Here is a 21,212-nt window from a genome sequence, read left to right on the forward strand (position 1 = left end):
GAAAACCAGCGACAGACTGGATATTCCACGGCGGCGGTCGACGAACGGCTGACAGGGGCGGCGCTGAAACTCGATGGCATGCCGATCCGGCCCGACGCTTCGATGCGTCGGGCCATTCGGCGTGCATCCGGGCCGCCCAGGTCGGACGCGGGCAGTACGCCGTGGCGCGGATCGTTGTGCGCAAGGCGTAGGGAGCGTTGAACCGATGGCCATTTCGAGGAAAGACCATGCTTGATTACTTTGCCCTGGGGGTGCTGATCTTCGCGGCGGTGGTGCTGTTCTACGGCATCATCGTGCTGCACGACATCCCCTACGAGATCGCGGTGCACCGCAAGCACCCGCACCAGGACGCAATCCACGCCGCCGGCTGGGTGAGCCTGTTCACCCTGCACGCGCTGTGGCCGTTCCTGTGGATCTGGGCGATGCTCTACCGCGAGGACCGTGGCTGGGGCTTCGGTGACGGCGGCACGCCCAAGGCGCATGTGCTGAAACTGGAAGCCCAGGTCAGTGAGTTGCAGGCGCGCCTGGACCGGCTGGAGGCCGGGGCGCCTCCGGGGCCGCAGGGCTCCGCGCAGGAAGGGGGGAACTGAAGATGGATCTGCTGCTCATCCTGACCTATGCCGCACTGTGCATCGCGATCTTCAAGATCTTCCGCATCCCGCTGAACAAATGGACGGTGCCCACCGCCGTGCTGGGCGGCGTGGTGCTGATCGGCGCGCTGATCTTCACCATGAACTACAACCACCCGTACAGCGAGGTGGCGCGCAGTTACTTCGTCTCCACGCCGATCGTGCCGGTGGTGTCGGGCGATGTGCTGGAGGTGCCGGTGAAGGGCAACGCGATGCTGAACAAGGGCGATGTCCTGTTCCGCATCGACCCCTTGCCGTACCAGGACAAGGTGCGTTCGCTGGAGGCGCAACTGGTTTCGGCGCGCGCCGACCTGAGCCGGGCCAGCGAACTGTACAAGCGCAACGTCGGCAACCGGCGTGACGTCGATGTGCTGAACGCCCGCGTCAGCGATCTTTCGGCGCAGCTGTCGACCGCCCAGTACAACCTCGACCACACCACGGTGCGCGCGCCGTCCCGTGGCTATGTCACCCACGTCTCGCTGCGCCCGGGGATGCGGGTGAGCAAGCTGCCGGTCCGGCCGCCGATGGTGTTCATTCCGGACGAAGGCCAGTACTTCGTGGCCTGGATGCGGCAGAACAGCCAGCTGCGCCTGACCCCCGGCGACGAGGCCGAGGTGGCGTTCGACGGCATTCCGGGGCGGGTGTTCCAGGGCAAGGTCAAGCAGGTCATCGCGGTGATCGGCGAAGGCCAGGTGCAGCCCTCGGGCACGCTGATCAGCTACAGCACCTCGCCGCCGCCGGGGCGGGTGCCGGTGATGATCGAGATCACCGATCCGGCCTACGAGCCGTACAAGAACCTGTTGCCCGGTGGCGCCTACGGGCAGGCGGCGATCTACAGCGAGCACTTCCACCACGTGGCGGTGATGCGCAAGATTCTCCTGCGCATGGCGGCCTGGATGAACTACATCTTCCCGTTCCACTGACGGTCTGATCCGCTCGCCGCCATGCACGCGTCGCATCGGCGGTTTATCCTCGGACGGTTTCGGCCGTCCGGGGAGGGCGGCCTCCGTTTCCGGAAGGTTGCCGCCAGCCATGTCCCTGCCAAGCCGGACCGAAGGGTCCGTTTCCGTCCTCTCGATATTCCTGATCTTCCTGCGCCTGGGGCTGACCTCGTTCGGCGGCCCGGTGGCGCACCTGGGCTATTTCCGCGAGGAGTTCGTGCGCCGGCGCCAGTGGCTGGACGAGGCGCACTACGCCGAGCTGATCGGCCTCTGCCAGTTCCTCCCGGGGCCGGCCAGCAGCCAGGTCGGCATGGCGCTGGGGGCCCTGCGCGCGGGGCAGGCCGGCGCCCTGGCGGCCTGGCTGGGCTTCACCCTGCCGTCGGCGCTGCTGATGGCGCTGTTCGCCCTGGGCCTGGACGGCCAGGCCGGCTGGCTGCCCGCCGGCGCCCTGCACGGGCTGATGCTGGTCTCGGTGGCGGTGGTGGCGCAGGCGGTGTGGGGGATGGCGCGTTCGCTGTGCCCCGACTGGCCGCGACGGGCGCTGATGCTGGCGGCGGCGCTGCTGGCGCTGCTCTGGCCGGGGGCGCTCGGGCAGTTGCTGCTGATCGCCGCGGCCGGGCTGATCGGCGTGCTGGCGCTGCGTCCGCCGCCGGTGGCGCCGGGCCCGCCGTGGAGCGGTCTGCCGTCGCGCCGCCTCGGCGCTGTCTATCTGCTGCTGTTCTTCGGCCTGCTGGCGCTGCTGCCGGTGCTCGCCGGCGGGTCGTCCAGCGGCGCGCTGGCGCGCTTCGACGCCTTCTACCGGGTGGGTGCGCTGGTGTTCGGCGGTGGCCATGTGGTGCTGCCGCTGCTGCAGGCCGCGGTGGTCGAGCCGGGCTGGGTCGACGGGCAGGCCTTCCTCGCCGGCTATGGCGCCGCGCAGGCGATGCCGGGGCCGCTGTTCACCTTCGCCGCCTTCCTCGGTGCGGCGATGCAGGTCGCGCCGTCCGGCCTGGGCGGCGCGCTGCTCTGCCTGCTGGCGATATTTCTGCCGTCGTTCCTGCTGGTGCTCGGCGTGCTGCCGTTCTGGGAGGGCGTGCGTCAGCGCCGCTGGCTGCGCGCGGCGTTGGCGGGGGTGAATGCGGGGGTGGTCGGCCTGCTGCTGGCGGCGCTCTACCAGCCGATCGGCCGCGAAGCCATCGCCGCGCCGCTGGATATCGCTCTGGTGGCGCTGGCCTGGCTGGCGCTGGCCAGCGGCAAGCTGCCGGTGTGGGCGCTGGTGCTGCTGGCGGCGCTGCTAGGGGGCGTGCTCGGCGCCCCGTGACGGGGGGCTTACAGGCTGCTCACCAGATGCCCGCCGTCCACCGCCAGCACGGCGCCGGTCATGAAGGCGCCGGCGTCGCTGGCCAGCAGCAGGAAGGGGCCTTCCAGCTCGCGGAGCTGCCCCAGGCGGCGCATGGGCACGTTGTCGCGGATGTAGGCCTGGCCCTTCTCGCTGTCGAAGTAGGCGTCGTTCATTTCCGTCTTGAAGTAGCCCGGCGCGATGGCGTTGACCCGCACCTGGTGGCGCGCCAGTTCCAGCGCCAGGGACTTGCTCAGCTGCACCACGCCGGCCTTGGCCGCGCAGTAGTGGCTGTAGCCGCCGCCCACCCGCAGGCCGAGGATCGAGGCGATGTTGACGATGCTGCCGCCGCGCTTGGCCCTGGCCAGGCGCTGCGCCGCGCACTGGGCTACGCGCCAGACGCCGTCGAGGTTGGTGGAGAGCATCGCGCGCCAGTCTTCCTCGCTGATCTCCAGGGCCCGCTGGCCGTTGCCGATGCCGGCATTGTTGAGCACCACGTCGACCACGCCGAACTGCGCCTCGGCGCTGTCGAAGGCCGCTTCCACGCTGGCGCGGTCGGTCACGTCCAGCGCCACGGCCAGGGCTTCGCCGCCGTCCTGGCGAATGGCCTCGGCCAGCTGCGCCAGCCGCTCGGTACGCCGCGCCGCCAGCACCACCCGCGCGCCGGCGCGGGCGGCGACCCGCGCCAGGTGGGCGCCGATGCCGCTGGAGGCGCCGGTGACCAGCACGGTCCTGCCGGCCAGGGAGAAGAGATCGTTGCTCATGAGGCACCTTTGTCGGAGAGCGGAAATCGCTGATCGGCAAGATTAGCCCGAGGCGTCCTCAAGGGCGTGCAGGGCGCGCCATTCGCGTGGCTGATGACGGCTGCGGCATGGGTATCGCTTAGGCTCCACGCCATCCTACAGATGCGCTCCGCCATGCCTGCTGCGAGCCGGACGTAGGATGGCGTGGAGCGAAGCGATACCCATCAACTCCCCGATGGGCACAAACGAAAAAGCCCGGCACGGGGCCGGGCTTTTCATGACGCGGGAGCGAATCAGGCGGCGAGGGCGCGGGCCTGCTTCTTCTTGACCTGCTGGCGGCAGGCGTCGCCGAAGGCCTTGAAGATCTTCACCGAGTCGGGGTTCTGCGCGGCTTTCCATTCCGGGTGCCACTGCACCGCGAAGAGGAAGGACGACAGGCTCGGCGCGTGGATCGCCTCGACCAGGCCGTCTTCAGCGTGGGCGATGGCTTCGATGCCCTTGCCGAGGGTCTTCAGGCCCTGGCCGTGCAGCGAGTTCACGCGGATCTCGTCGCCCAGCAACTGCTGCAGCCAGCTGCCTTTCTGCAGGCGCACGTTGTGGGCCGGGCTGTACTGCACGTCGACCGGGTCTTCGGGATTCTCGCGGTGGTCATTGAAGCCGGGCTCGGCGTAGACCGTCTGGTAGATGTCGCCGCCGAGCGCGACGTTGATTTCCTGCAGGCCACGGCAGATGCCGAAGATCGGCAGGCCGCGGGCGATGGCGGCCTTGATCAGGGGCATGTCGAAGTTGTCGCGGTCCTTGTCCTGGGCTTTGCCGGGCGTCTCGTTCTCCTGGCCATACAGGGTCGGATCGATGTTGCTGCCGGCGCCGGTCAGGTACACGCCGTCGGCCATGTCCAGGTACTGTTCGAGGTCGTCGATGCCGCAGCAGGTCGGCACCAGGACCGGCACGCAGTCGGCCTGTTCGACCAGGGGCACGATGTATTTGTGGGTCATTACCTGATAGTCGTGGCCTTTGCGCTCTTGGCTGCCCATGGACATCAGGACGACGGGTTTGCGGAGGGGCTGTTTCTTGTTGCCAATGTTGCTGTTGGACATATGTCACCTTTGGACGGGCTGCAGCCCATCGTTTTTGTGCAGGCGCGCTGCTGGAGGGCGCGCTACCTGAGGCTTCGAGCACTGCCGGGAACGCACAGAAGGCGAGGTTTCCCGGTCGAAACCTGCCTACCAGCCTGCCAGAGCCGTTAAATATGTCAAACAATTTCGGCGAGAGGCGTTAAAAATAATGACCGAAATCCTGTCGGGCAATAGTTTCAACTATTTGATTTTAAAGGATTTTTATAGATATCGATTTGAACTAAAAAGTCCATTATTTACAACGCCTGTAAATAATGGTGAAAAATTCTGAACGTTTTTTCATTAAGGACAGCAGGCAGCCGGGCGGCGCGCTCCGCCCCGCGGCCCGGCCGCTCAGTGGCACTCGATGCGGTTGCGGCCGTTGTGCTTGGCGCGGTAGAGCGCGCTGTCGCTGCGCGAGAGGGCGGCCTCGACCGAGCCGTCGTCGGCCTGCAGGGTGGCGATGCCGATGCTGATGCTCAGCGGGATGCGTTCGCAGCCCAGCAGCAGCGGCTGGTCGGCCAGTTGCTGCTGCAGGCGCCTGGCGAAGGTCACGGCGCTGTCGATGTCCGCGTCGCCGAGCACGACCGCGAACTCTTCGCCGCCCATGCGTCCGGCGAAGTCGATGCGGCGGATCGACCGCCCGAGGACGCCGGCGAAATGGCGCAGCGCCTCGTCCCCCACGCCATGCCCCCAGCGATCGTTGACCTCCTTGAAGTGGTCCAGGTCGCACATCAGGATCGCCGCGCCGCGCGTCAGCGCGCGTTGCACGCGGCCCAGCTCGGCCTCGATCAGTTGCATGAAGTGCCGGCGGTTGGGCAACTGGGTGAGGAAGTCGGTCGTCGCCAGCACCTGCAGTTCGGCTTCGATGCGCTTGCGCTCGGTGATGTCGGTGATCAGGCCGTGCCAGATCACGCTGCCGTCGTCCAGGCGCTTGGGCTGGGCGCTGCCCAGGCGCCAGAGGGTGCCGCGCCCGGCGAGCCGCACGCGGAACTCGTGGCGCCACGGGCACAGCGTCGAGGCGGAGGTTTCCAGCGCGGCGAAGAGCGCGGGCAGGTCGTCCGGGTGGATCACTTCGCGCAGGACTGCCGAATCTTCGCTGACCTGCTCCGTGCGCATGCCGAAGATGTCCTGCACGCCGGCGCTGACGTAGGGGAAGGTACCGGTGCCGTCGGGCCGGTGGCGGAACTGGAAGACCATGCCGGGGATTTCGTTGGTCAGGTCGGTGAGCAACTGGACGTTCTGCCGCAGCTGTTCGGAGACGCCCCGCAGCGTGCTGATGTCGGTGGTGGTGCCGATCATGCGCAGGGGGCGGCCGGCGGCGTCGCGCTCGACCACCTTGCCGCGGCTGCAGACCCAGAGGTAGTGGCCGTCCTTGTGGCGCAGCCGGTGTTCCACTTCGTAGACCGGGGAGCGGCCCTCGAAGTGCGCGGCGATGGCCTTCCGAACGTAGTCGAGGTCGTCGGGATGGACGCGGAGGTAGGCGTCCTCGATGCGATCGCCGATTTCGTCGGCGGCGTAGCCCAGCAGGGCTTTCCAGCCGGTGGAGTAGTGAATCCGACCGCCGGGCACGTGGCGGTCCCAGACGCCCGTGCCGCTGCCGGCGATGGCCAGGGCGAGCTGTCCTTCGTCGGGTCGCTCCAGCAGTTCCCGCGCGATGCGGGCGGCATCGTCCAGCACGCGCTGCGCGGAGGCTTCCAGAGTACGCGGCGGGTTGTCCAGCAGGCACAGCCAGCCCAGGGCGGTGCCGTCGGCGGCATGCAGGGCGATGCTGCACAGCGGGTGCAGATCGCCTTCGCGGCCGGGCGACGGCGACGATGCGGCAGCGAGGCAGAGCCGGGTGGCGAAGGTTTGTGCGGCTTCGTGGGCAAGACCGTCGAAGCCCAGCAGGCGGCCGTGGGCATCGGCCAGCAATGCGGCGGCCGCGCCGAGCGAGGAACGGGCCAGGCGCAATAAACCGTCGAATCGCCCGTACTCCTGAACCTCAGGATCACTGGAAGTTTGCATGAGTGGCTGCTTCTTCACCGGAGAGTGGGGGCGTTTCCCGTCTGGCGGAGGGCGAGTGGGTCTCGCGTCCGGAAGATGGCCCTATGAGATCACGGGGCGGTGCGAGCCACAATCTCCCCCTGCGGGAAGGGCGACGAGTGAACCGGACGGCCCGCATCACGGGCCGTCCTCGCGGCGGGTGGGCGGAGGATGGCTAGCTCAGGAGTTGGTCGATCAGCACGGCATTGGTGTAGATCAGGCTGCCATCGCTGGCCCGGTGGCCCACCAGGTGGAAATGTCCCCGGTGGTCGCCCTGGTTGAGATAGACGCGGTACTGGCAGTCGGACAACGGGCCATAGCCTTCGGGCATCTTCAGGTCGAGGTCGTCCAGCTCGGCGTCCACCATGACGTCACGCGCTCCGCTGTTCTGCAGGTATTCCTCGGCCTGCTCCAGGCGCAGGTGGTCGGCGTCGCTGACGAAGAAGTGGATTTCCTGCAACGGGATGGGTTTCTGGTCGGCGCTGGTCTTGCACCAGCCTTCGAGAGTCATTGCACTCATGGCGAGGTGGCCTCCTTCAGCTGTGCGGACATTCAGGGTCTCCCAGCGTTTGACCGCCCATGTTCCCGCGTGATTCCACCCAATTGCGCCGGCGCCGGCCGGGCATAAAAAAAGCCGCTCCAGAAGGAGCGGCTCGAAAGGACGTTGAAGGAGCAATCACAATATCAACGTCAGGAGTCGTCTTCCGATAGTCGACGATAGTCGATATCGGAAGCAGGGAAGATGGGGGAAATTCTAGAAAGTTCGGGGGAGTGGATAAAGCCCGATATGGAAAAGAGACTTTCTGTCTCGCTGCAATAATTGCAGGGGGGAACAGCGGAACAACTTCCGGAAAACTCCGGAAGTTGTTCCGTGATTATCCGTGTCGAATTACAGAATCGACAGCGGATAATCGACGATCAGGCGGAACTCGTTCAGGTCGCCGCCGGTGCTGTCGTCGCCACGGTGCCAAGCCTGGCGGATGCGGAAGGACAGGTCCTTGGCCGGGCCGCTCTGCAGCACGTACTTGGCTTCGACGTCGGTTTCACGCTCGCTGTCGCCTTGTTGGTAGCCAAGACCGCTGTAGTCGGAGTTGGTGGCGACATCGTTGATGTCGTCGCCGGCGATATAGCGGGTCATGAAGCTCAGGCCCGGCACGCCGTAAGTGTCCATCGCCAGGTCGTAGCGCGCTTGCCAGGATTTTTCGCCCGGCGCGTTGAAGTCGGAGTACTGCACCGAGTTGGCGAGGAAGATCGAGTCGCCGGTGGCGCCCGCGCCGTTGTCGCCGAAGCCGACATAGTCGAACGGGGTGTCGCCGTTGATCTTCTGGAAGGCCAGGGTGAGGGTGTGCGCCTGCAGGAAGGAGTAGGCGGCAGCCAGCGACCAGGCGGTGTTGCTGATCTCGCCGGCGTCGGCCTGGCCGTGGTCGGTGGTGCGGTAGATGTTGAAGTCCAGGCCCAGGGACTGGTCGCCGCCCAGCGGCTGCAGGTAGTTCACGTTGCCGTAGTACTGGCGCCAGACGTCCTCGAACTCGGAGCCGTACAGCGACACGCTCAGGTTGTCGCCGATCGCGTACTTGCCGCCGACGTAGTCGACGCTGCTGGTTTCGGTGCCGGCGTAGGTCGCGAACAGGCCGCCGTCACGGGCGGTGGTGATCGGGCTGGTGCCGGAGGTGAAGTGGCCGGCTTCCAGGTCCAGGCCCTCGATCTCGCTGCTCAGCAGGTTGATGCCGGTGGCGGTCTGCGGGATCAGGCGGGTGCCGCCGGCGGCGAAGACCGGCGCGACCGGCTGCATGTCGCCGATTTTCAGCTCGGTCTTGGAGATGCGCACCTTCAGCGCGCCACCGGCCTTGCCGTAGTCGTCCTGGGGATTGCCGTCGCTGTCCACCGGCAGGTTGCCGGTACCGGCGCGGCCGCTGCCCGCGTCGAGCTTGAGGCCCAGATAGCCGAAGGCATCCACGCCGAAACCGACGGTGCCCTGGGTGAAGCCGGAGGAGAAGTTGGCCAGGAAGCCCTGGGTCCAGTCACGGTTATCGCCGTTGCCGTTCTTGCCGTCGTGGTCGTAGTAGTAGTTGCGCAGCAGCACGTCGAACTTGGCATCGTCGACGAAGCCTTTTGCATCGGCCTGGTCGGCGACGAAGGGTTCGGCGCTGGCGAACTGGGCGGCGGCGGCGGAAACAGCGAGCACAATAGCGCTGCGTTTGAGGTGCTTCATGGATATTGCCCCTAGAGTCTTGGAGAACCGGCCTTTCAGATGGCGTGAGGGCCGGAATTTTTATAGGCAGGCACAATGAATCCACTCATGGAATAACCACGGCGGAAATCGCAAGAAGTTGCGTTGACATTGTTGCAATGAACTTTCCGCGCATTGCTCCAGACGCGGAAAGTCCACGCAATAATGCCGAAAGAGTTCGCGGTTTAAATCACGAATTATGAGAAGGTCTATGTATTGAATTGTAATAATCCAGGCTTTCGGCCTATTGACGGGGTGTTTCGGGAAGTTCCCTGGACTGGGGCGAATACCCGGTTTGCAGGCGCTGCGGGCACGGTGAGATGGCGTGCGGGCGGTGGAAGCGGCTAAGCTGCGCGACCATGCCGCGCACTGGCTGCGGCACCGCGACTCATTCACCGACAGCAGAGATTTTCCCATGACGCCTACCTTCATCCCCGACGCGGACCCCGAAGCCATCTCCTCCGACGTCGCCGGTTTCGGCGGCCTGCTGGTCTCCACGCAGATTCCCACCCGCGAGGACGGCAGCCTGGAGCTGGGCGACATCACCGCGCAGAGCGAAGCCACCCTGCGCAGCCTGCAGGTCGCGCTGGAAAAGGCCGGCAGCGGCCTGGACCACGTCCTGCACCTGACCATCTACCTGACCCGGATGGCCGACCGCGCCGCCTTCAACGAGGTGTACTGCCGCTTCTTCGCCAAGCCCTACCCGGTGCGCGCCGCCGTTGGCGTCTCCGAGCTGGCCTTCGACGGCATGAAGGTGGAAGTCACCGCCATCGCCGCCAGGCGCGCGGGCTGATCCTTCTGCCGTTGCAGGAGCGGGCCACGCCCGCGAAGAAGGGGCCGCATTGCGGCCCTTGCTTTTTTCAGATGCCCTCCAGCGGCCTGGAGGATTTCGCGGACAAGGTCCGCTTCTACGAAGGCGCGACGTACCCGCTCCCGTAGGAGCGGACCTTGTCCGCGATGGACCGCTCGCGGTCCTGCCTTTCTGCTGGTCGCCCCTTCCCGCGCCATACCCCCGGTTCGCGGGCATGGCCCGCTCCTGCAGGTCCGGCCCAGAGCCTGCCGGTCGAACCGACCCGCCCGAATGTATTCCTCTGTATCCACCGCTCCCTGAGCGGATACACACATACAAAAGCCTCCAGCCGCCGATACGCCGGCGATACATCGCCAAGGCGAAATAGCCCTACCCGAACGAACGACGCGACGGCAGGGCAAGACCTCCAGAGCGCTTCGTCCGAGGGACTCCGCCATCAGGCATGACCCGGCGCGAATGCGCCCCAGCATCTGGAGAAGCACCATGACCCGTACCCCGAAAACCCAACGCTCGAAGACTCAACTGGGCCTGCTCGCTGTCGCCCTGGCCGGCGGCCTGAACCTGGCGTCCTCCGCCTTCGCCGTGGAAGCCCTGCCGCAGGGCTACCAGCTGGCCGCCGCCGACAAGGCCGGAGAGGGCAAGTGTGGCGAAGGCAAGTGCGGTGCCGCCGGCGCCCAGGCCAAGGCGACCCAGGCCGAAGGCAAGTGCGGTGAAGGCAAGTGCGGCGACGCCTCCTTCAACCGCACCGATGCCGACCACGACGGCCGCGTCTCCCGCGCCGAACTGCTGACCGTGGCGCCCAAGGCCAACGCCGAATTCGACGCCATCGACGCCGACCACGACGGCTTCCTCTCCGAAGGCGAGGTCTACCGCTTCCGCAAGGACCAGTTCGACGCCAACGGCAAGCCGTTCCCCGCCGACCTGTACAGCAAGCTGAGCCAGGCCAGGAACTGATCAGCGCCGACGGCCTCCCCGCGCCGCTGGCCGGGGAGGGCTTTTCGCCCAAGGAGAATGCCCGTGACCACCTCCCTTTCCCTGCAAGGTGCCGGCCTCGGCCTGCGTCGTGCGCTGCTGCCCGAACTGCTGAGCATGGACGCCGGCGCCGTGGACTTCCTCGAATGCGCGCCGGACAACTGGATCGGCGTCGGCGGCTCCTACGGCGAAGGCCTGGCCCGCCTGGCCGAACGCTTCCCGCTGTCCTGCCACGGCCTGTCGCTGTCGCTGGGCGGCCCCGAGCCGCTGGACCACGTGTTCCTGCGCCGGACCCGCGAATTCCTCGACCGCCACCACGTGCCGCTGTTCAGCGAACACCTGAGCTACTGCTCCGACGACGGCCACCTGTACGACCTGCTGCCGATGCCTTTCACCGACGAAGCCGTGCGCCACATCGCCGGGCGCATCCGCGACGTGCAGGACGCCCTCGGCCGCCGCATCGCGGTGGAAAACATCTCCTACTACGCCGCGCCCTACCAGGCGCTGAGCGAGATCGACTTCCTCCGCGCGGTGCTGGACGAGGCCGACTGCGACCTGCTGCTGGACGTCAACAACCTGTTCGTCAACGCCTGCAACCACGGCTACGACGCCGCCGACTTCCTCGCCCGCGTGCCGGCCGGGCGCGTCGTCTGCCTGCACGTGGCCGGCCACTATGACGAAGCGCCGGACCTGAAGATCGACACCCACGGCGCCAGCGTGAAGGCGGACGTCTGGAGCCTGCTGGCCAGCGCCTACCGGCACCTGGGCACGGTGCCGACCCTGCTGGAGCGCGATTTCAACCTGCCGCCGCTGGCCGAACTGCTCGGCGAAGTGGACTACATCCGCGGCCTGCAATCTGCCGCGCAAGCAGCGGAGGTGCGCCATGGCTGAGACCCTGCGCGCACAGCAACTGCGCATGACCCGCTTCATCCGCGACCCGCAGGCCAACGAGCCGCCGCCCGGCATCGAGGCGCGGCGCCTGGCGGTGTACCGGCAACTGTTCTTCGGCAACCTGCAATCGCTGCTGGCCGGCAATTTCCCGGTGCTGCGCGCCAGCCTTGCGCAGGAGCGGTGGCAGGCGCTGACCGAGGATTTCTACGCCGGCTACCGCTGCCGGACGCCACTGTTCACCGAGGTCGCCGGCGAGTTCGTCGACTACCTGGAAAGCCGCGCCGAGCAGCCCGGCTGGGTGGCCGAACTGGCCCACTACGAGTGGATCGAGACCGCGCTGCTGCTCAGCGACAAGGCCGAGCCGGCCCACGACCCGGACGGCGACCTGCTCGACGGCGTGCCGCTGCTCTCCAGTCTCGCCATGCCGCTGGCCTATGCCTGGCCGGTCAGCCATATCGGCCCCGGCAGCATCCCGCCGGAAGCGCCGGCCGAGCCGACGCTGCTGCTGGCCCGCCGGGGCGCCGACCTCAAGGTGCACTTCTCGCGCCTGGCGCCGCTGGCCCATGTCCTGCTGGTGTCGCTGCAGCAGTGGCAGCTCAGCGGCCGCCAACACCTTGCGGCGCTGGCGGAAATCGCCGGCGTCGAGCCGGCTGCCATCGAAGAGCAGGGCATCGCCCTGTTGCGCAGCCTCAAGGAACAAGGCGTGGTGCCCGGCACCCGCCCCAACTGCACCAACCGCCCCCGGCCCTGAAGGAGAAGCGTCATGACCCATCCCCTGGCAACCGCGCTCTACACCGCCCACACCCACACCACCGGCGGCCGCGACGGGCGCGGCCAGACCACCGACGGTGAACTCGACCTGCCGCTGAGCCCGCCCGGCTCCGGCCGCCCCGGCACCAATCCCGAGCAACTGCTCGCCATCGGCTGGTCCGCCTGCTTCATCGGCGCCCTGCGCCGAGCCGGGCAGAAGCACAGCGTGCGCATCCCCGAGGGCGTGGCGGTGGACGCCGACATCTCCCTGGGCAACACCGCCGACGGCGGCTTCGCCCTGGCCGCCCGGTTGACCGTGCACCTGCCCGGCCTGGCGGCGGAGGACAAGGAGAAACTGGTGGCCGAGGCGCACCAGATCTGCCCGTATTCCAAGGCGACCCGCGGGAATATCGAGGTGGGCTTCGTAATCCCCTGATTGCCGTTATCCACAGGCCAGCCCGCGCACCTTCATGGGTGCGCGGGCTTTTTGCTTTGCGCTTTTCGTAGGAGCGAGCTTGCTCGCGAACCGCCTGGCACCGTGCTTTCCGGTGATTCTGTTCGCGAGCAAGCTCGCTCCTACAGGTGTTGTCGGTGGCGGTCGGTGTTTCCCTGTAGGCGCGGGCCATGCCCGCGAATCGCGGACAAGATCCGCTCCTACAACCGCACCTCGATCGTAGGGGGAATGCGCTATCCGGCTGATGCCTCGGTAACCGTGAACGATATTGGAATGGCTCGTATCAGGGCCCCGTAGGATGGGTGGAGCGAAGCGATACCCATGCTGTCGACGCGCCGGGTCGATGGGCATCGCAGGCTCCATCCATCCTGTAGGCCACCGGTGCCGTGATCGATGGGTATCGCTTCGCTCCACGCCATCCTACGCAGCCGCCAGCCCACCCGTAGGAGCGGACCTTGTCCGCGATTCGCGCCCATGGGCGCTCCGGCCAGGGCGGCAGGTCTTTCCCGCAGACAACGTAAAACGCCCTCTCCAACGGAGAGGGCGTTGCCCGGGAAGCAGCCCGGTAGGATGGGTGGAGCGAAGCGATACCCATGCTGTCGACGCGCCGGGCCGATGGACATCGCAGGCTCCATCCATTTGGCGGGCCGCCGGTGCCGTGATCGATGGGTATCGCTTCGCTCCACACCATCCTACGCAGCCGCCAGCCCACCCGTAGGAGCGGACCTTGTCCGCGATTCGCGCCCAATGGGCGCTCCGGCCAGGGCGGCGGGTCTTTCCCGCAGACAACGTAAAACGCCCTCTCCAACGGAGAGGGCGTTGCTCGGGAAGCTGCGGGGGCAGAAATAGATCAGGCTGCGCGCGACGTCCCCAGGAGCCTGCGCACCAGCGCGTCCACACTGAGCGCCCCCGCGCCTTTCAGCACCAGCGGCACCAGCGCCACCAGGTAGATCAGCGGCAGCTTGTAATTCCCGAACCCATGGTCGGTGATCGAGTAGCCCTGGGCCAGTTCCGCCAGGCTCGACCACTGCGCCGGCCAGTGCACCGCGGCGATGGCGACGAGGGTGACGACGATCAGCGAGGCCGAGGCGAGGCGCGTGGCCAGTCCCAGGAGCAGCAGCACCGGCGCGATCAGTTCGGCCCACATCGACACCTGCCAGTCGAAGCCGGCGGAGAAGTGGTTGAAGGGGAAGGGGAAGCTGGCGTGGATCTGCTCGAACCAGTTTTCGCCGTGCCATTTCTCCAGGCCCGATTCGAAGAATTCCCAGGCCAGGAACAGCCGCAGGGGGATGTCCCAGCCCCAGGCGGCGAGGCGGTCGAGTTGGTCGAAGACGGTCTTGAGCGGGTTCAGGGTCAGCAGGGTCATGGCGCACCTCATGGACAAAAGTGAAGGCAGGCTCCGCGCGGCGTGGGCCGGTCGCGGCAGCGATTGGAGTCAGCGGGTAGCGTTCGATACGGCGGGGCGTGCGTTACGGCGCAGGCGCACGGCGAGCTTGGCGACGAGCTTGAAGGCGATGGCGCTGAAGATCAGGCCGAAGCCCAACGGGTACCAGGAGCCCATCGGCAGGCGCTTGTAGAAGGACAGGAAGAACACCCCGGCGATCACCCAGCTGCCGGTGCTGTGCAGGCCCTTCCAGACGCGGGCGCCGAGCAGCTTCACGGCGGCGGGGAAGGAGGTGAGGGTCAGCAGGATGATGAACAGGTAGCCCACCGAGCCGGGGATGTTCGCGGCGGCGCTGCGGCCGTGCCAGAAGGTCTCGGGGAAGAACTTCACATAGAGGAGGATCAGCACCGCGTGCACGGCGTGGGAGAAGGCGAAGGCCAGTCCCAGGAAGCGCCGCTCGCGCAGCAGGGCGCGGGTGACGGCGCCGGGCACCAGCGCCGCCAGGGACGAGGCGAGGAAGGCGGCGAGGAACAGCGCGAAGGAGGTGCGCGCGGTGGCGCGGATCGCGCTGCGCAGGGCTTCCACCCACTGCGGCTGGGCCCACAGGGCGAGCGCGGTGACGATCAGCACCAGCAGCGACAACAGGGAAAACAGCCGCCAGCCCTGCAGGCTGGCGTTTTCGGCGGGACGGTTCATGGCAGGCTCCGAAGTGCGGGCGCGGCGTGCGGGATGCCGCCGCTGCTCGTGGAGCCATACTGTCAACGGGCTTTATCCGGGATGTGTCCGGCAATGCCCGTCATGTATCCCTTTGTACGAAGGCGTCAGGCGGAAGGACGCAGTTCCAGCTGCGCGCACAGCCCGCCGCCGGCGCGGTTGGACAGGCTCAGGGTGCCGCCCAGCGCCTGGCTCAGTTGCTGGGCGATGGCCAGCCCCAGGCCGGTGCCGCCGGTGCTGCGGTTGCGCGAGCTTTCCACCCGGTAGAAGGGTTTGAGCACTTCGGCCAGCTCTTCCTCGGGGATGCCCGGGCCTTCGTCCAGTACACGAACACACACGATGCCCTGGGCGTCGCGCTCGACTTCCACCCGGGCCGCGCCGCCGAACTTCAGCGCGTTGTCCACCAGGTTGGTCAGCACCCGGCGCAGCGCGTGGGGGCGGGTTTCCAGCACCGCGCCGCTGCGGCCCCGCAGTTCCACAGCCTGGCCGCTGTCCTGGTAGTCGAGCACCAGGCTGTCGAGGAAGGCATCCAGGTTGACCTTGCAGGGCGCCTCGCTGGCGCCGTCCATGCTGCGCGCGTAGGCCACGCCTTCGCGGACCAGGTGCTGCATCTCTTCCAGGTCGCTCCACAGGCGCTCGCGCTCGGGCGAGTCGTCCATCTGCTCGACGCGCAGCTTCATGCGCGTGATGGGCGTCTGCAGGTCGTGGGAGATGGCCGCCAGCAGCTGCATGCGCTCCTTCAGATAGGCGCCGATGCGGCCCTGCAGCGCGTTGAAGGCGCGGGCGGCGTAGGCCACCTCGCTGGGGCCGCGGTCGTCCAGTTCCGGCGCCGGGGCGTCGGGATCGAGATCGTCCACCGCTTGCGCCAGTTGGGTCAGCGGGCGGATGGCCAGGCGCACGGCGATCCAGGTGCAGAACAGCAGCAGCGCCAGTTGCACGATCAGCACCCAGGGCAACCATTGCGCCACGGGCACGCCCTTGGGCGTCACGTCGATGGTCAGCGGGCTGCCGTCGGCGAGCTTGAGGTGCGCCTGGAAATGCGCGATGGAGCCGGGAATGTCCTCGAAGCGCAGCGCGTAGCGCGGACCGATGGACTCGGCGATGGAGGTAGCGGCCATGGGCGCCTGCGCCATGTCCATCGGCTCGCCCGGCTCGCCGCCATCCAGCCGGTAGCGGTAGTTCGGGCGCTGCACCATGGGCAGCCAGCTTTCGCGCTCATCCCTGGGCAGCCGGTCGAGCAGGGCGACGGCGGTGCTGACGTCGGTTTCCAGGTTGCCCAGCATCATGCTGCGCGCGCTCTGGTAGCGCTCGTAGAACTGCGAGGCGAACGACAGGCCGTAGGCCAGCAGCAGCCCGGCGAGGAAGATCAGCGCCAGGCGCGCGGCCAGGGTGCGGGGCCAGTGCAGGACGGATTTCATGGGTGCGGCTCGATCAGCTCGACGGCCAGCGCGAAGACGTAGCCCTCGCTGCGCACCGTCTTGATGTAGGCCGGTTCGCGGGCGTCGTCCAGCAGGCGCTGGCGCAGGCGGCTGACCAGCAGGTCGATGGAGCGGTCGAAGATGTCCGCCTCGCGGCCCTGGGTCAGGTTCAGCAGCTGCTCGCGGCTGAGCACGCGCTGCGGGTGGTCGACGAACACGCGCAGCAGGCGGTATTCGGCGCCGCTCAGGGCGACCAGGGTGCCGTCCTCGTCGAGCAGGTGGCGCGCGGTGGTGTCGAGCTTCCAGCGGCCGAAGCCGATCAGCCGGCTGGCCTCGCTGACCTGCAGGTTCGGCGGCAGCATGCGCGTGCGGCGCAGCACGGCGTTGATCCGCGCCAGCAGCTCGCGGGCGGAGAAGGGCTTGGTGAGGTAGTCGTCGGCGCCCATTTCCAGGCCGATGATGCGGTCGGTCTCGTCGTTGCGCGCGGTGAGCATCAGCACCGGGGTGGACTTGTGCTTGCCCACGCGCAGCTCGCGGCACAGCTTCAGGCCGTCGTCGCCGGGCATCATGATGTCGAGCACGATCAGGTCAACGGTGTTGCCGTCGAGGAAGGCGCGCATCTGCCGGCCGTCGGCCGCCAGGCTCACGCGCAGGCCGTTCTTCTTCAGGTAGTTGCCGACCAGCTCGCGGATCTCGCGGTCGTCATCAACGATCAGTACGTGATCGACATGGTCCATGCCGGTGCCTCGTTCTCAGTGGGGTGAGCGCAGTGTATAGCGCCGTTCCGCGCTTGCCGCGCGCGCTTTGTATTCCACTGTATCCCGCGCCGCCGCCGATACCCGCCGCGGCAATCCCGCGCCCGGCGCGACACACGCCCGATACCTCCGGCCACTGAAATGGGCAGCAACGGCCAGGCACACCGCCTGCCGCCGGCAAACCCATCTCAGGACAGGAGACCACCATGAAAACCCTCCAGCTCGGCAGCGCCTGCCTGCTCGCAACCCTCGCCGCCTTCGCCAGCCTTGGCGCCCAGGCCGCCGACAACCCGCCGCTCGAGCAATACCACTACGGCCAGAAACTGGACGTGAAGCGGGTCATCGCCATCCGCGAAGACAGTGCCTCGCCCTTCGACTGCGGCGTCGTCGAGGCCCGCATGGATTACCTGGACTCCCACGGCCAGCCGCACAGCCTGGCCTACCGCAAGTTCGCCACCAACTGCAACGAAGGCGGCTGATCCCCTGGCCCCGGCCATGGACGGCCGCGGCGTTTATCCGACGCGACTCCCACGGGCCGCCGGCCCACCGAGGTTCCCATGTTGCTCATCGCCTTTCTCGGCGGGGCGCTGACACTGCTCAGCCCCTGCATCCTTCCCGTGCTCCCGCTGCTGCTGCAACGCGCCGGCGGCCCGGCCTGGTCGCCGTGGGTCACCCTGCTGGGCCTCGCCAGCGGCTTCGCCGTGCTGGCGAGCCTGGCGACGGTCTCCAGCAACTGGGTGATCGCTGCCAGCCAGTGGGGTCGCTATTTCGCCCTCGTGCTGTTGTCGGTTTCCGCCGTCGCGCTGCTCTGGCCACGCTTCAGCGACTGGCTGGCCAAGCCCTGGGCGTGGCTCGGCGAGCGCCTGCACGGCGAGGCCCGGCGCCTGCCGCCGGCGCTTTCCGCCTGGCTGCTGGGCTTTGCCGCCGGCCTGCTGTGGGCGCCCTGCGCCGGCCCGGTGCTCGGCCTGATCCTCTCCGGCGCCATGCTCCAGGGGGCCAGCGCGCAGACCAGCCTGCTGCTGTTCGCCTACGGCCTGGGCAGCGCGAGCGTGCTCGGCATCGTGCTCTTCGCCGGGCGTGGCCTGATGCAGCGCCTGCGCCCGCGCATGGCGGTGCTCGAAGGCCTGCGCCGCGCCACCGGCGTGCTCGCCCTGCTGGCCGTGGTCGGCATCGCCAGCGGCGGCAGCGCGCAGCTCGCCGCCGGCAGCTCGTCGGCCCTGGTGGACAGCCTGGAACGCAAGATCATCGACGGCGTGCCCGCGCTGCTCGCCCGGCTCATGCCCGGCGACAGCGCCCTGGGCGCCGAACGCCTGCCGGACCTCGGCGCCGCGCCGGAGCTGGCGGGCGCCGTGGAATGGATCAACAGCCCCGGGCTGACGCCGCAGGACCTGCGCGGCAAGGTGGTGCTGATCGACTTCTGGACCTACGACTGCATCAACTGCCAGCACAGCCTGCCGTACGTGAACGCCTGGGCGAAGAAGTACGCGGACCGGGGCCTGCTGGTGATCGGCGTACACACCCCGGAATACCCCTACGAGCGCATCCCGGCGAACGTCCGCGCCGCCGTGAAGGCGCACGACATCCACTACCCCGTGGCGCTGGACAACCAGTACCGCATCTGGAACGCCTTCGCTAACCAGTACTGGCCGGCGCACTACTTCATCGATGCCAAGGGGCGGATTCGCCACCTGGCGATCGGGGAGGGCGGGTATGGGGAGCAGGAGGAGGTGATTCAGGCGCTATTGAAAGAGCGGGATGCCGCCGCGGGGGCCTGAAAGCGAAGGGGCAGACGGATTGTCTGCCCCTTTTTCCCCCGGCCTTCCGGTGGCGCTCAGTGTGATTTGCCGGTGCCGGCCGGTCTGGCCTGAAGCTCCACACCCAGCGCGCGCATGACCTTCATCACCGTCTCGAAGCGCGGCTTGGCGCCCGGCGCGAAGACCTTGTACAGGCTCTCCCGCCCCAGGCCCGAGTCGTTGGCGATCCGGGTCATGCCGCGGGCCTTGGCGATGTTGCCGATGGCCAGCAGCAATTCTTCCGGATCACCGTCGGCCAGTACCTGGGACAGGTATTCGGCGATGATTTGCTCGTTGTCGAGGTAGTTGCTGGTATCGAAATCGCTCAGTTCGATGGTCATTCAAAACCGTCCCTAATCATCATTCGGGGTTGCCTGCTCCACCTCCAACGTAGCGGCGCCAGTGACCAGCCACAGCGCGTACTGCGGATAGAGCCTCACCAGCACATCGACTTCCTCCGTGCTGACCCTGATCGCCCCTTTGCTGATGCTTCTCCAGCGGTCGTAGTCGCCGCCGTGCAGGCTGGTTTTCTTCGGGCCCAGAAGCTTGACCAATAGCCGAGCTCTATCTGCCGTCGTTTCCGTCATAGGAAAGTATTCTTGAGCAATAGTTGCTCAATCCTTGTGAGTTAGGCAATACTACAAATGAGCAAATATTGCTCATTCAGTTGCGTGAGCGACCTCGAATACTGACCCAACCACCTTCGAACGGGAAGCCTCGCGCCATAGGCCTCGGAGGCTTGCCATGGACGACCGCTACACCGCCACCACCTTCATGCGTCACAAACGCCCCCTGCGCGCTCTGCTGATCGACGACCAGCCCTGGTTCGTCGCCTGCGACCTTGCGCGCCTGCTTGGTCTGCAGCATCCGCAAAGCCTCGCGCGGCGAGTGGAGGGCAGCGAGGTGCGGAACATCTGGCTGCTGCATGCCAGCGGCAACGAGGAACAGGTGGAGGTGCTGAACGAGCCGGCGCTGTACAAGGCGCTGATTCGCTTCGGCCAGCCGGAGAGCCGGGTGCTGTCGCAGTGGCTGGCGGAGGAGGTGATTCCCCTGTTGCGCGACCAGGGACGCGTCGACCCTGAGCGTCCACGCCGCGTATCGATGAGCTGGCGCTCGCGGCGGGTGGTGGTCCTCGACTGGCAGGGACGCCTCTGGGTGCCGTGGGACGAGCTGCCGACCTTCAGCCGGATTACCTCGGGGGTGGGCGGGTGGCTGGGGCGGTTGCGAAAGGGGGCGGGTGCCGACTGACGCCGGGAAAGGGAAGGTTCAAATTTGGACCGAATTCAGGCTATATTGGCCGAGCCGAGGACGTCCTCAGTGACGCCCTATCACCACCGGAGGAATGTCTCATGCGTGTCGAGACCATCAGCTACCTGAAGCGCCATGCCGCTGACCTTGATCTGTCCGAGCCCATGGTCGTTACGCAGAACGGCGTGCCCGCCTATGTCGTCGAGTCCTATGCCGAAAGGCAGCAGCGCGATGAGGCGATTGCACTGGTGAAGTTGCTGGCCATGGGGTCTCGCCAGTACGCCGAGGGCAAGCACTGTTCCGCCGACGATCTGAAGGCCCGGCTCGCCAAAAGGTTCGCACAGCCTGACTGAGGATCGCCCGTGTCCAAGCTGGTCGTTCGTTTTACCCATACGGCAGAGCAGAGCATTCAGGACCAGATTCATCATCTGGTCCCATTCCTCGGCCAGCAGCACGCGCTGGATTCGCTGCTGGAACTGGTGGCGGAAATCGAGGAAAAGATCCCCGGTGCGCCCAACGGGTATCCCGTCAGCCAACAGGCCAGCCTGCTGGGCGTGCTGCATTACCGCGAATTCAACAGCGGGCCGTATCGGGTGTTCTACGAGATGCACGAGCCCCAGGGCGAGATCGCGGTCATCCTGGTGTTGCGGCAGAAGCAGAGCGTCCAGCAGCAATTGATCCGCTATTGCCTGGTCGGTCCGTTCGAGTAGATCGGGGCTCTCGAAACTCCCGCTTGCCGTTCCTGGTCTGGCGGGTGCTGCGGCAGGCTCCTGCTGGCGGCTGGCTTACCGGCCGCTTCCCCTCGGCCTCATCGATGGGCGGCCAGCGACCTCAAGGTCGCTTTCACTTGGCGGCCGTCTCTCATGATCCACTCGCCCACGGGAAGATAAACCTGTCCCCAGCCTGTGAAAGTGTCAATTTTCAGTTTCTCTTTTCTTGATGAACGCAGCGCCCGAATCTGTTTGTCAAACTTCCGTCGATATGTTGGATAAACAGCATTATCAACTTCCGTCTCCATTGG

General features: G+C 67.0%; 24 protein-coding genes. 13 read left to right on the forward strand and 11 right to left on the reverse strand.

Annotation, left to right across the window (positions count from 1 at the left end; genetic code table 11):
- The first annotated feature begins 227 nt into the window (after positions 1-227).
- From AC3B6A_RS05850 to chrA, 3 genes are all read left to right on the forward strand, one after another.
- Positions 228-590 (forward strand): DUF3302 domain-containing protein, encoded by a 363-nt coding sequence (locus tag AC3B6A_RS05850; RefSeq protein ID WP_488401349.1) that lies wholly within the window; start codon positions 228-230, stop codon positions 588-590.
- 2 nt (positions 591-592) lie between these two features.
- Positions 593-1,552: an HlyD family secretion protein gene (locus tag AC3B6A_RS05855; RefSeq protein ID WP_488401350.1), complete on the forward strand. Its 960-nt coding sequence runs from the start codon at positions 593-595 to the stop codon at positions 1,550-1,552.
- A 109-nt stretch (positions 1,553-1,661) separates the two neighbouring features.
- Entirely contained in the window at positions 1,662-2,870 is a 1,209-nt protein-coding gene (gene chrA, locus AC3B6A_RS05860) for a chromate efflux transporter (protein ID WP_488401351.1), read from the forward strand.
- 8 nt (positions 2,871-2,878) lie between these two features.
- On the opposite strand, the gene AC3B6A_RS05865 is transcribed toward chrA, so the two are convergent.
- The 5 genes from AC3B6A_RS05865 to AC3B6A_RS05885 form a co-directional block, all read right to left on the reverse strand.
- On the reverse strand, positions 2,879-3,652 hold the full coding sequence (locus AC3B6A_RS05865; protein ID WP_488401352.1) for an SDR family NAD(P)-dependent oxidoreductase: 774 nt from the start codon (positions 3,650-3,652) through the stop codon (positions 2,879-2,881).
- Between the two features lie 272 nt (positions 3,653-3,924).
- Positions 3,925-4,728: a gamma-glutamyl-gamma-aminobutyrate hydrolase family protein gene (locus AC3B6A_RS05870; RefSeq protein ID WP_488401353.1), complete on the reverse strand. Its 804-nt coding sequence runs from the start codon at positions 4,726-4,728 to the stop codon at positions 3,925-3,927.
- Positions 4,729-5,100: 372 nt separating this feature from the next.
- Positions 5,101-6,753: a sensor domain-containing diguanylate cyclase gene (locus tag AC3B6A_RS05875; protein WP_488401354.1), complete on the reverse strand. Its 1,653-nt coding sequence runs from the start codon at positions 6,751-6,753 to the stop codon at positions 5,101-5,103.
- Between the two features lie 193 nt (positions 6,754-6,946).
- Complete coding sequence (locus AC3B6A_RS05880) at positions 6,947-7,291, reverse strand: hypothetical protein (protein WP_488401355.1); 345 nt, start codon at positions 7,289-7,291, stop codon at positions 6,947-6,949.
- Positions 7,292-7,660: 369 nt separating this feature from the next.
- Positions 7,661-8,983, reverse strand: a complete 1,323-nt coding sequence (locus tag AC3B6A_RS05885) for an OprD family porin (protein WP_488401356.1) — start codon at positions 8,981-8,983, stop codon at positions 7,661-7,663.
- Between the two features lie 433 nt (positions 8,984-9,416).
- Between AC3B6A_RS05885 and AC3B6A_RS05890 the strand changes: the two genes are divergently transcribed.
- The 5 genes from AC3B6A_RS05890 (at position 9,417) to AC3B6A_RS05910 (ending at position 12,861) form a co-directional block, all read left to right on the forward strand.
- The gene (locus tag AC3B6A_RS05890; RefSeq protein ID WP_488401357.1) at positions 9,417-9,794 is read left to right on the forward strand and encodes a RidA family protein; all 378 of its coding nucleotides are present in this window, start codon (positions 9,417-9,419) and stop codon (positions 9,792-9,794) included.
- Between the two features lie 501 nt (positions 9,795-10,295).
- Positions 10,296-10,766, forward strand: coding sequence for an HvfA family oxazolone/thioamide-modified RiPP metallophore (locus AC3B6A_RS05895; RefSeq protein WP_488401358.1), 471 nt, complete (start codon positions 10,296-10,298; stop codon positions 10,764-10,766).
- Positions 10,767-10,823: 57 nt separating this feature from the next.
- On the forward strand, positions 10,824-11,675 hold the full coding sequence (locus AC3B6A_RS05900; RefSeq protein ID WP_488401359.1) for an HvfB family MNIO-type RiPP peptide maturase: 852 nt from the start codon (positions 10,824-10,826) through the stop codon (positions 11,673-11,675).
- Entirely contained in the window at positions 11,668-12,426 is a 759-nt protein-coding gene (locus AC3B6A_RS05905; protein ID WP_488401360.1) for an HvfC family RiPP maturation protein, read from the forward strand. The genes AC3B6A_RS05900 and AC3B6A_RS05905 overlap by 8 nt, the downstream gene beginning before the upstream one ends.
- Positions 12,427-12,438: 12 nt before the next feature.
- Positions 12,439-12,861 carry an organic hydroperoxide resistance protein gene (locus AC3B6A_RS05910; protein ID WP_488401361.1) on the forward strand — a complete coding sequence of 141 codons (423 nt, stop codon included), beginning with the start codon at positions 12,439-12,441 and terminating at the stop codon, positions 12,859-12,861.
- A gap of 868 nt (positions 12,862-13,729) precedes the next feature.
- On the opposite strand, the gene AC3B6A_RS05915 is transcribed toward AC3B6A_RS05910, so the two are convergent.
- The 4 genes from AC3B6A_RS05915 to AC3B6A_RS05930 all read right to left on the reverse strand — a co-directional run bounded on the left by AC3B6A_RS05915 (position 13,730) and on the right by AC3B6A_RS05930 (position 17,132).
- Entirely contained in the window at positions 13,730-14,245 is a 516-nt protein-coding gene (locus tag AC3B6A_RS05915; protein ID WP_488401362.1) for an HvfX family Cu-binding RiPP maturation protein, read from the reverse strand.
- Positions 14,246-14,314: 69 nt separating this feature from the next.
- Positions 14,315-14,959 (reverse strand): hypothetical protein, encoded by a 645-nt coding sequence (locus tag AC3B6A_RS05920; protein WP_488401363.1) that lies wholly within the window; start codon positions 14,957-14,959, stop codon positions 14,315-14,317.
- 125 nt (positions 14,960-15,084) lie between these two features.
- On the reverse strand, positions 15,085-16,395 hold the full coding sequence (locus AC3B6A_RS05925) for a sensor histidine kinase (RefSeq protein ID WP_488401364.1): 1,311 nt from the start codon (positions 16,393-16,395) through the stop codon (positions 15,085-15,087).
- Complete coding sequence (locus AC3B6A_RS05930; protein ID WP_488401365.1) at positions 16,392-17,132, reverse strand: response regulator; 741 nt, start codon at positions 17,130-17,132, stop codon at positions 16,392-16,394. The genes AC3B6A_RS05925 and AC3B6A_RS05930 overlap by 4 nt, the downstream gene beginning before the upstream one ends.
- Positions 17,133-17,356: 224 nt before the next feature.
- Between AC3B6A_RS05930 and AC3B6A_RS05935 the strand changes: the two genes are divergently transcribed.
- Positions 17,357-17,629 (forward strand): DUF2790 domain-containing protein, encoded by a 273-nt coding sequence (locus AC3B6A_RS05935; protein WP_488401366.1) that lies wholly within the window; start codon positions 17,357-17,359, stop codon positions 17,627-17,629.
- A 78-nt stretch (positions 17,630-17,707) separates the two neighbouring features.
- Entirely contained in the window at positions 17,708-18,925 is a 1,218-nt protein-coding gene (locus AC3B6A_RS05940; RefSeq protein WP_488401367.1) for a cytochrome c biogenesis protein DipZ, read from the forward strand.
- A 56-nt stretch (positions 18,926-18,981) separates the two neighbouring features.
- On the opposite strand, the gene AC3B6A_RS05945 is transcribed toward AC3B6A_RS05940, so the two are convergent.
- Positions 18,982-19,284 (reverse strand): addiction module antidote protein, encoded by a 303-nt coding sequence (locus AC3B6A_RS05945; RefSeq protein WP_488401368.1) that lies wholly within the window; start codon positions 19,282-19,284, stop codon positions 18,982-18,984.
- A gap of 12 nt (positions 19,285-19,296) precedes the next feature.
- Entirely contained in the window at positions 19,297-19,497 is a 201-nt protein-coding gene (locus tag AC3B6A_RS05950; protein ID WP_488401369.1) for a DNA-binding protein, read from the reverse strand.
- A gap of 190 nt (positions 19,498-19,687) precedes the next feature.
- Here AC3B6A_RS05950 and AC3B6A_RS05955 point away from each other — a divergent pair, with 190 nt between their 5' ends.
- The 3 genes from AC3B6A_RS05955 (at position 19,688) to AC3B6A_RS05965 (ending at position 20,901) form a co-directional block, all read left to right on the forward strand.
- A complete protein-coding gene (locus AC3B6A_RS05955; RefSeq protein WP_488401370.1) occupies positions 19,688-20,191 on the forward strand; it encodes a BRO-N domain-containing protein in 504 nt (167 codons plus the stop codon).
- 101 nt (positions 20,192-20,292) lie between these two features.
- On the forward strand, positions 20,293-20,544 hold the full coding sequence (locus AC3B6A_RS05960; RefSeq protein WP_488401371.1) for a type II toxin-antitoxin system Phd/YefM family antitoxin: 252 nt from the start codon (positions 20,293-20,295) through the stop codon (positions 20,542-20,544).
- A 9-nt stretch (positions 20,545-20,553) separates the two neighbouring features.
- Positions 20,554-20,901 carry a type II toxin-antitoxin system RelE/ParE family toxin gene (locus AC3B6A_RS05965; RefSeq protein ID WP_488401372.1) on the forward strand — a complete coding sequence of 116 codons (348 nt, stop codon included), beginning with the start codon at positions 20,554-20,556 and terminating at the stop codon, positions 20,899-20,901.
- Positions 20,902-21,212: the final 311 nt, after the last annotated feature.

The organism is Pseudomonas sp. B12(2026), from assembly GCF_057767015.1.

Excerpts from the sequence above, each read along its gene's own strand:
- AC3B6A_RS05850 (WP_488401349.1), top strand. The coding sequence starts at position 228 with ATGCTTGATTACTTTGCCCTGGGGGTGCTGATCTTCGCGGCGGTGGTG.
- AC3B6A_RS05855 (WP_488401350.1), top strand. The coding sequence starts at position 593 with ATGGATCTGCTGCTCATCCTGACCTATGCCGCACTGTGCATCGCGATC.
- chrA (WP_488401351.1), top strand. The coding sequence starts at position 1,662 with ATGTCCCTGCCAAGCCGGACCGAAGGGTCCGTTTCCGTCCTCTCGATA.
- AC3B6A_RS05865 (WP_488401352.1), bottom strand. The coding sequence starts at position 3,652 with ATGAGCAACGATCTCTTCTCCCTGGCCGGCAGGACCGTGCTGGTCACC.
- AC3B6A_RS05870 (WP_488401353.1), bottom strand. The coding sequence starts at position 4,728 with ATGTCCAACAGCAACATTGGCAACAAGAAACAGCCCCTCCGCAAACCC.
- AC3B6A_RS05875 (WP_488401354.1), bottom strand. The coding sequence starts at position 6,753 with ATGCAAACTTCCAGTGATCCTGAGGTTCAGGAGTACGGGCGATTCGAC.
- AC3B6A_RS05880 (WP_488401355.1), bottom strand. The coding sequence starts at position 7,291 with ATGAGTGCAATGACTCTCGAAGGCTGGTGCAAGACCAGCGCCGACCAG.
- AC3B6A_RS05885 (WP_488401356.1), bottom strand. The coding sequence starts at position 8,983 with ATGAAGCACCTCAAACGCAGCGCTATTGTGCTCGCTGTTTCCGCCGCC.
- AC3B6A_RS05890 (WP_488401357.1), top strand. The coding sequence starts at position 9,417 with ATGACGCCTACCTTCATCCCCGACGCGGACCCCGAAGCCATCTCCTCC.
- AC3B6A_RS05895 (WP_488401358.1), top strand. The coding sequence starts at position 10,296 with ATGACCCGTACCCCGAAAACCCAACGCTCGAAGACTCAACTGGGCCTG.
- AC3B6A_RS05900 (WP_488401359.1), top strand. The coding sequence starts at position 10,824 with ATGCCCGTGACCACCTCCCTTTCCCTGCAAGGTGCCGGCCTCGGCCTG.
- AC3B6A_RS05905 (WP_488401360.1), top strand. The coding sequence starts at position 11,668 with ATGGCTGAGACCCTGCGCGCACAGCAACTGCGCATGACCCGCTTCATC.
- AC3B6A_RS05910 (WP_488401361.1), top strand. The coding sequence starts at position 12,439 with ATGACCCATCCCCTGGCAACCGCGCTCTACACCGCCCACACCCACACC.
- AC3B6A_RS05915 (WP_488401362.1), bottom strand. The coding sequence starts at position 14,245 with ATGACCCTGCTGACCCTGAACCCGCTCAAGACCGTCTTCGACCAACTC.
- AC3B6A_RS05920 (WP_488401363.1), bottom strand. The coding sequence starts at position 14,959 with ATGAACCGTCCCGCCGAAAACGCCAGCCTGCAGGGCTGGCGGCTGTTT.
- AC3B6A_RS05925 (WP_488401364.1), bottom strand. The coding sequence starts at position 16,395 with ATGAAATCCGTCCTGCACTGGCCCCGCACCCTGGCCGCGCGCCTGGCG.
- AC3B6A_RS05930 (WP_488401365.1), bottom strand. The coding sequence starts at position 17,132 with ATGGACCATGTCGATCACGTACTGATCGTTGATGACGACCGCGAGATC.
- AC3B6A_RS05935 (WP_488401366.1), top strand. The coding sequence starts at position 17,357 with ATGAAAACCCTCCAGCTCGGCAGCGCCTGCCTGCTCGCAACCCTCGCC.
- AC3B6A_RS05940 (WP_488401367.1), top strand. The coding sequence starts at position 17,708 with ATGTTGCTCATCGCCTTTCTCGGCGGGGCGCTGACACTGCTCAGCCCC.
- AC3B6A_RS05945 (WP_488401368.1), bottom strand. The coding sequence starts at position 19,284 with ATGACCATCGAACTGAGCGATTTCGATACCAGCAACTACCTCGACAAC.
- AC3B6A_RS05955 (WP_488401370.1), top strand. The coding sequence starts at position 19,688 with ATGGACGACCGCTACACCGCCACCACCTTCATGCGTCACAAACGCCCC.
- AC3B6A_RS05960 (WP_488401371.1), top strand. The coding sequence starts at position 20,293 with ATGCGTGTCGAGACCATCAGCTACCTGAAGCGCCATGCCGCTGACCTT.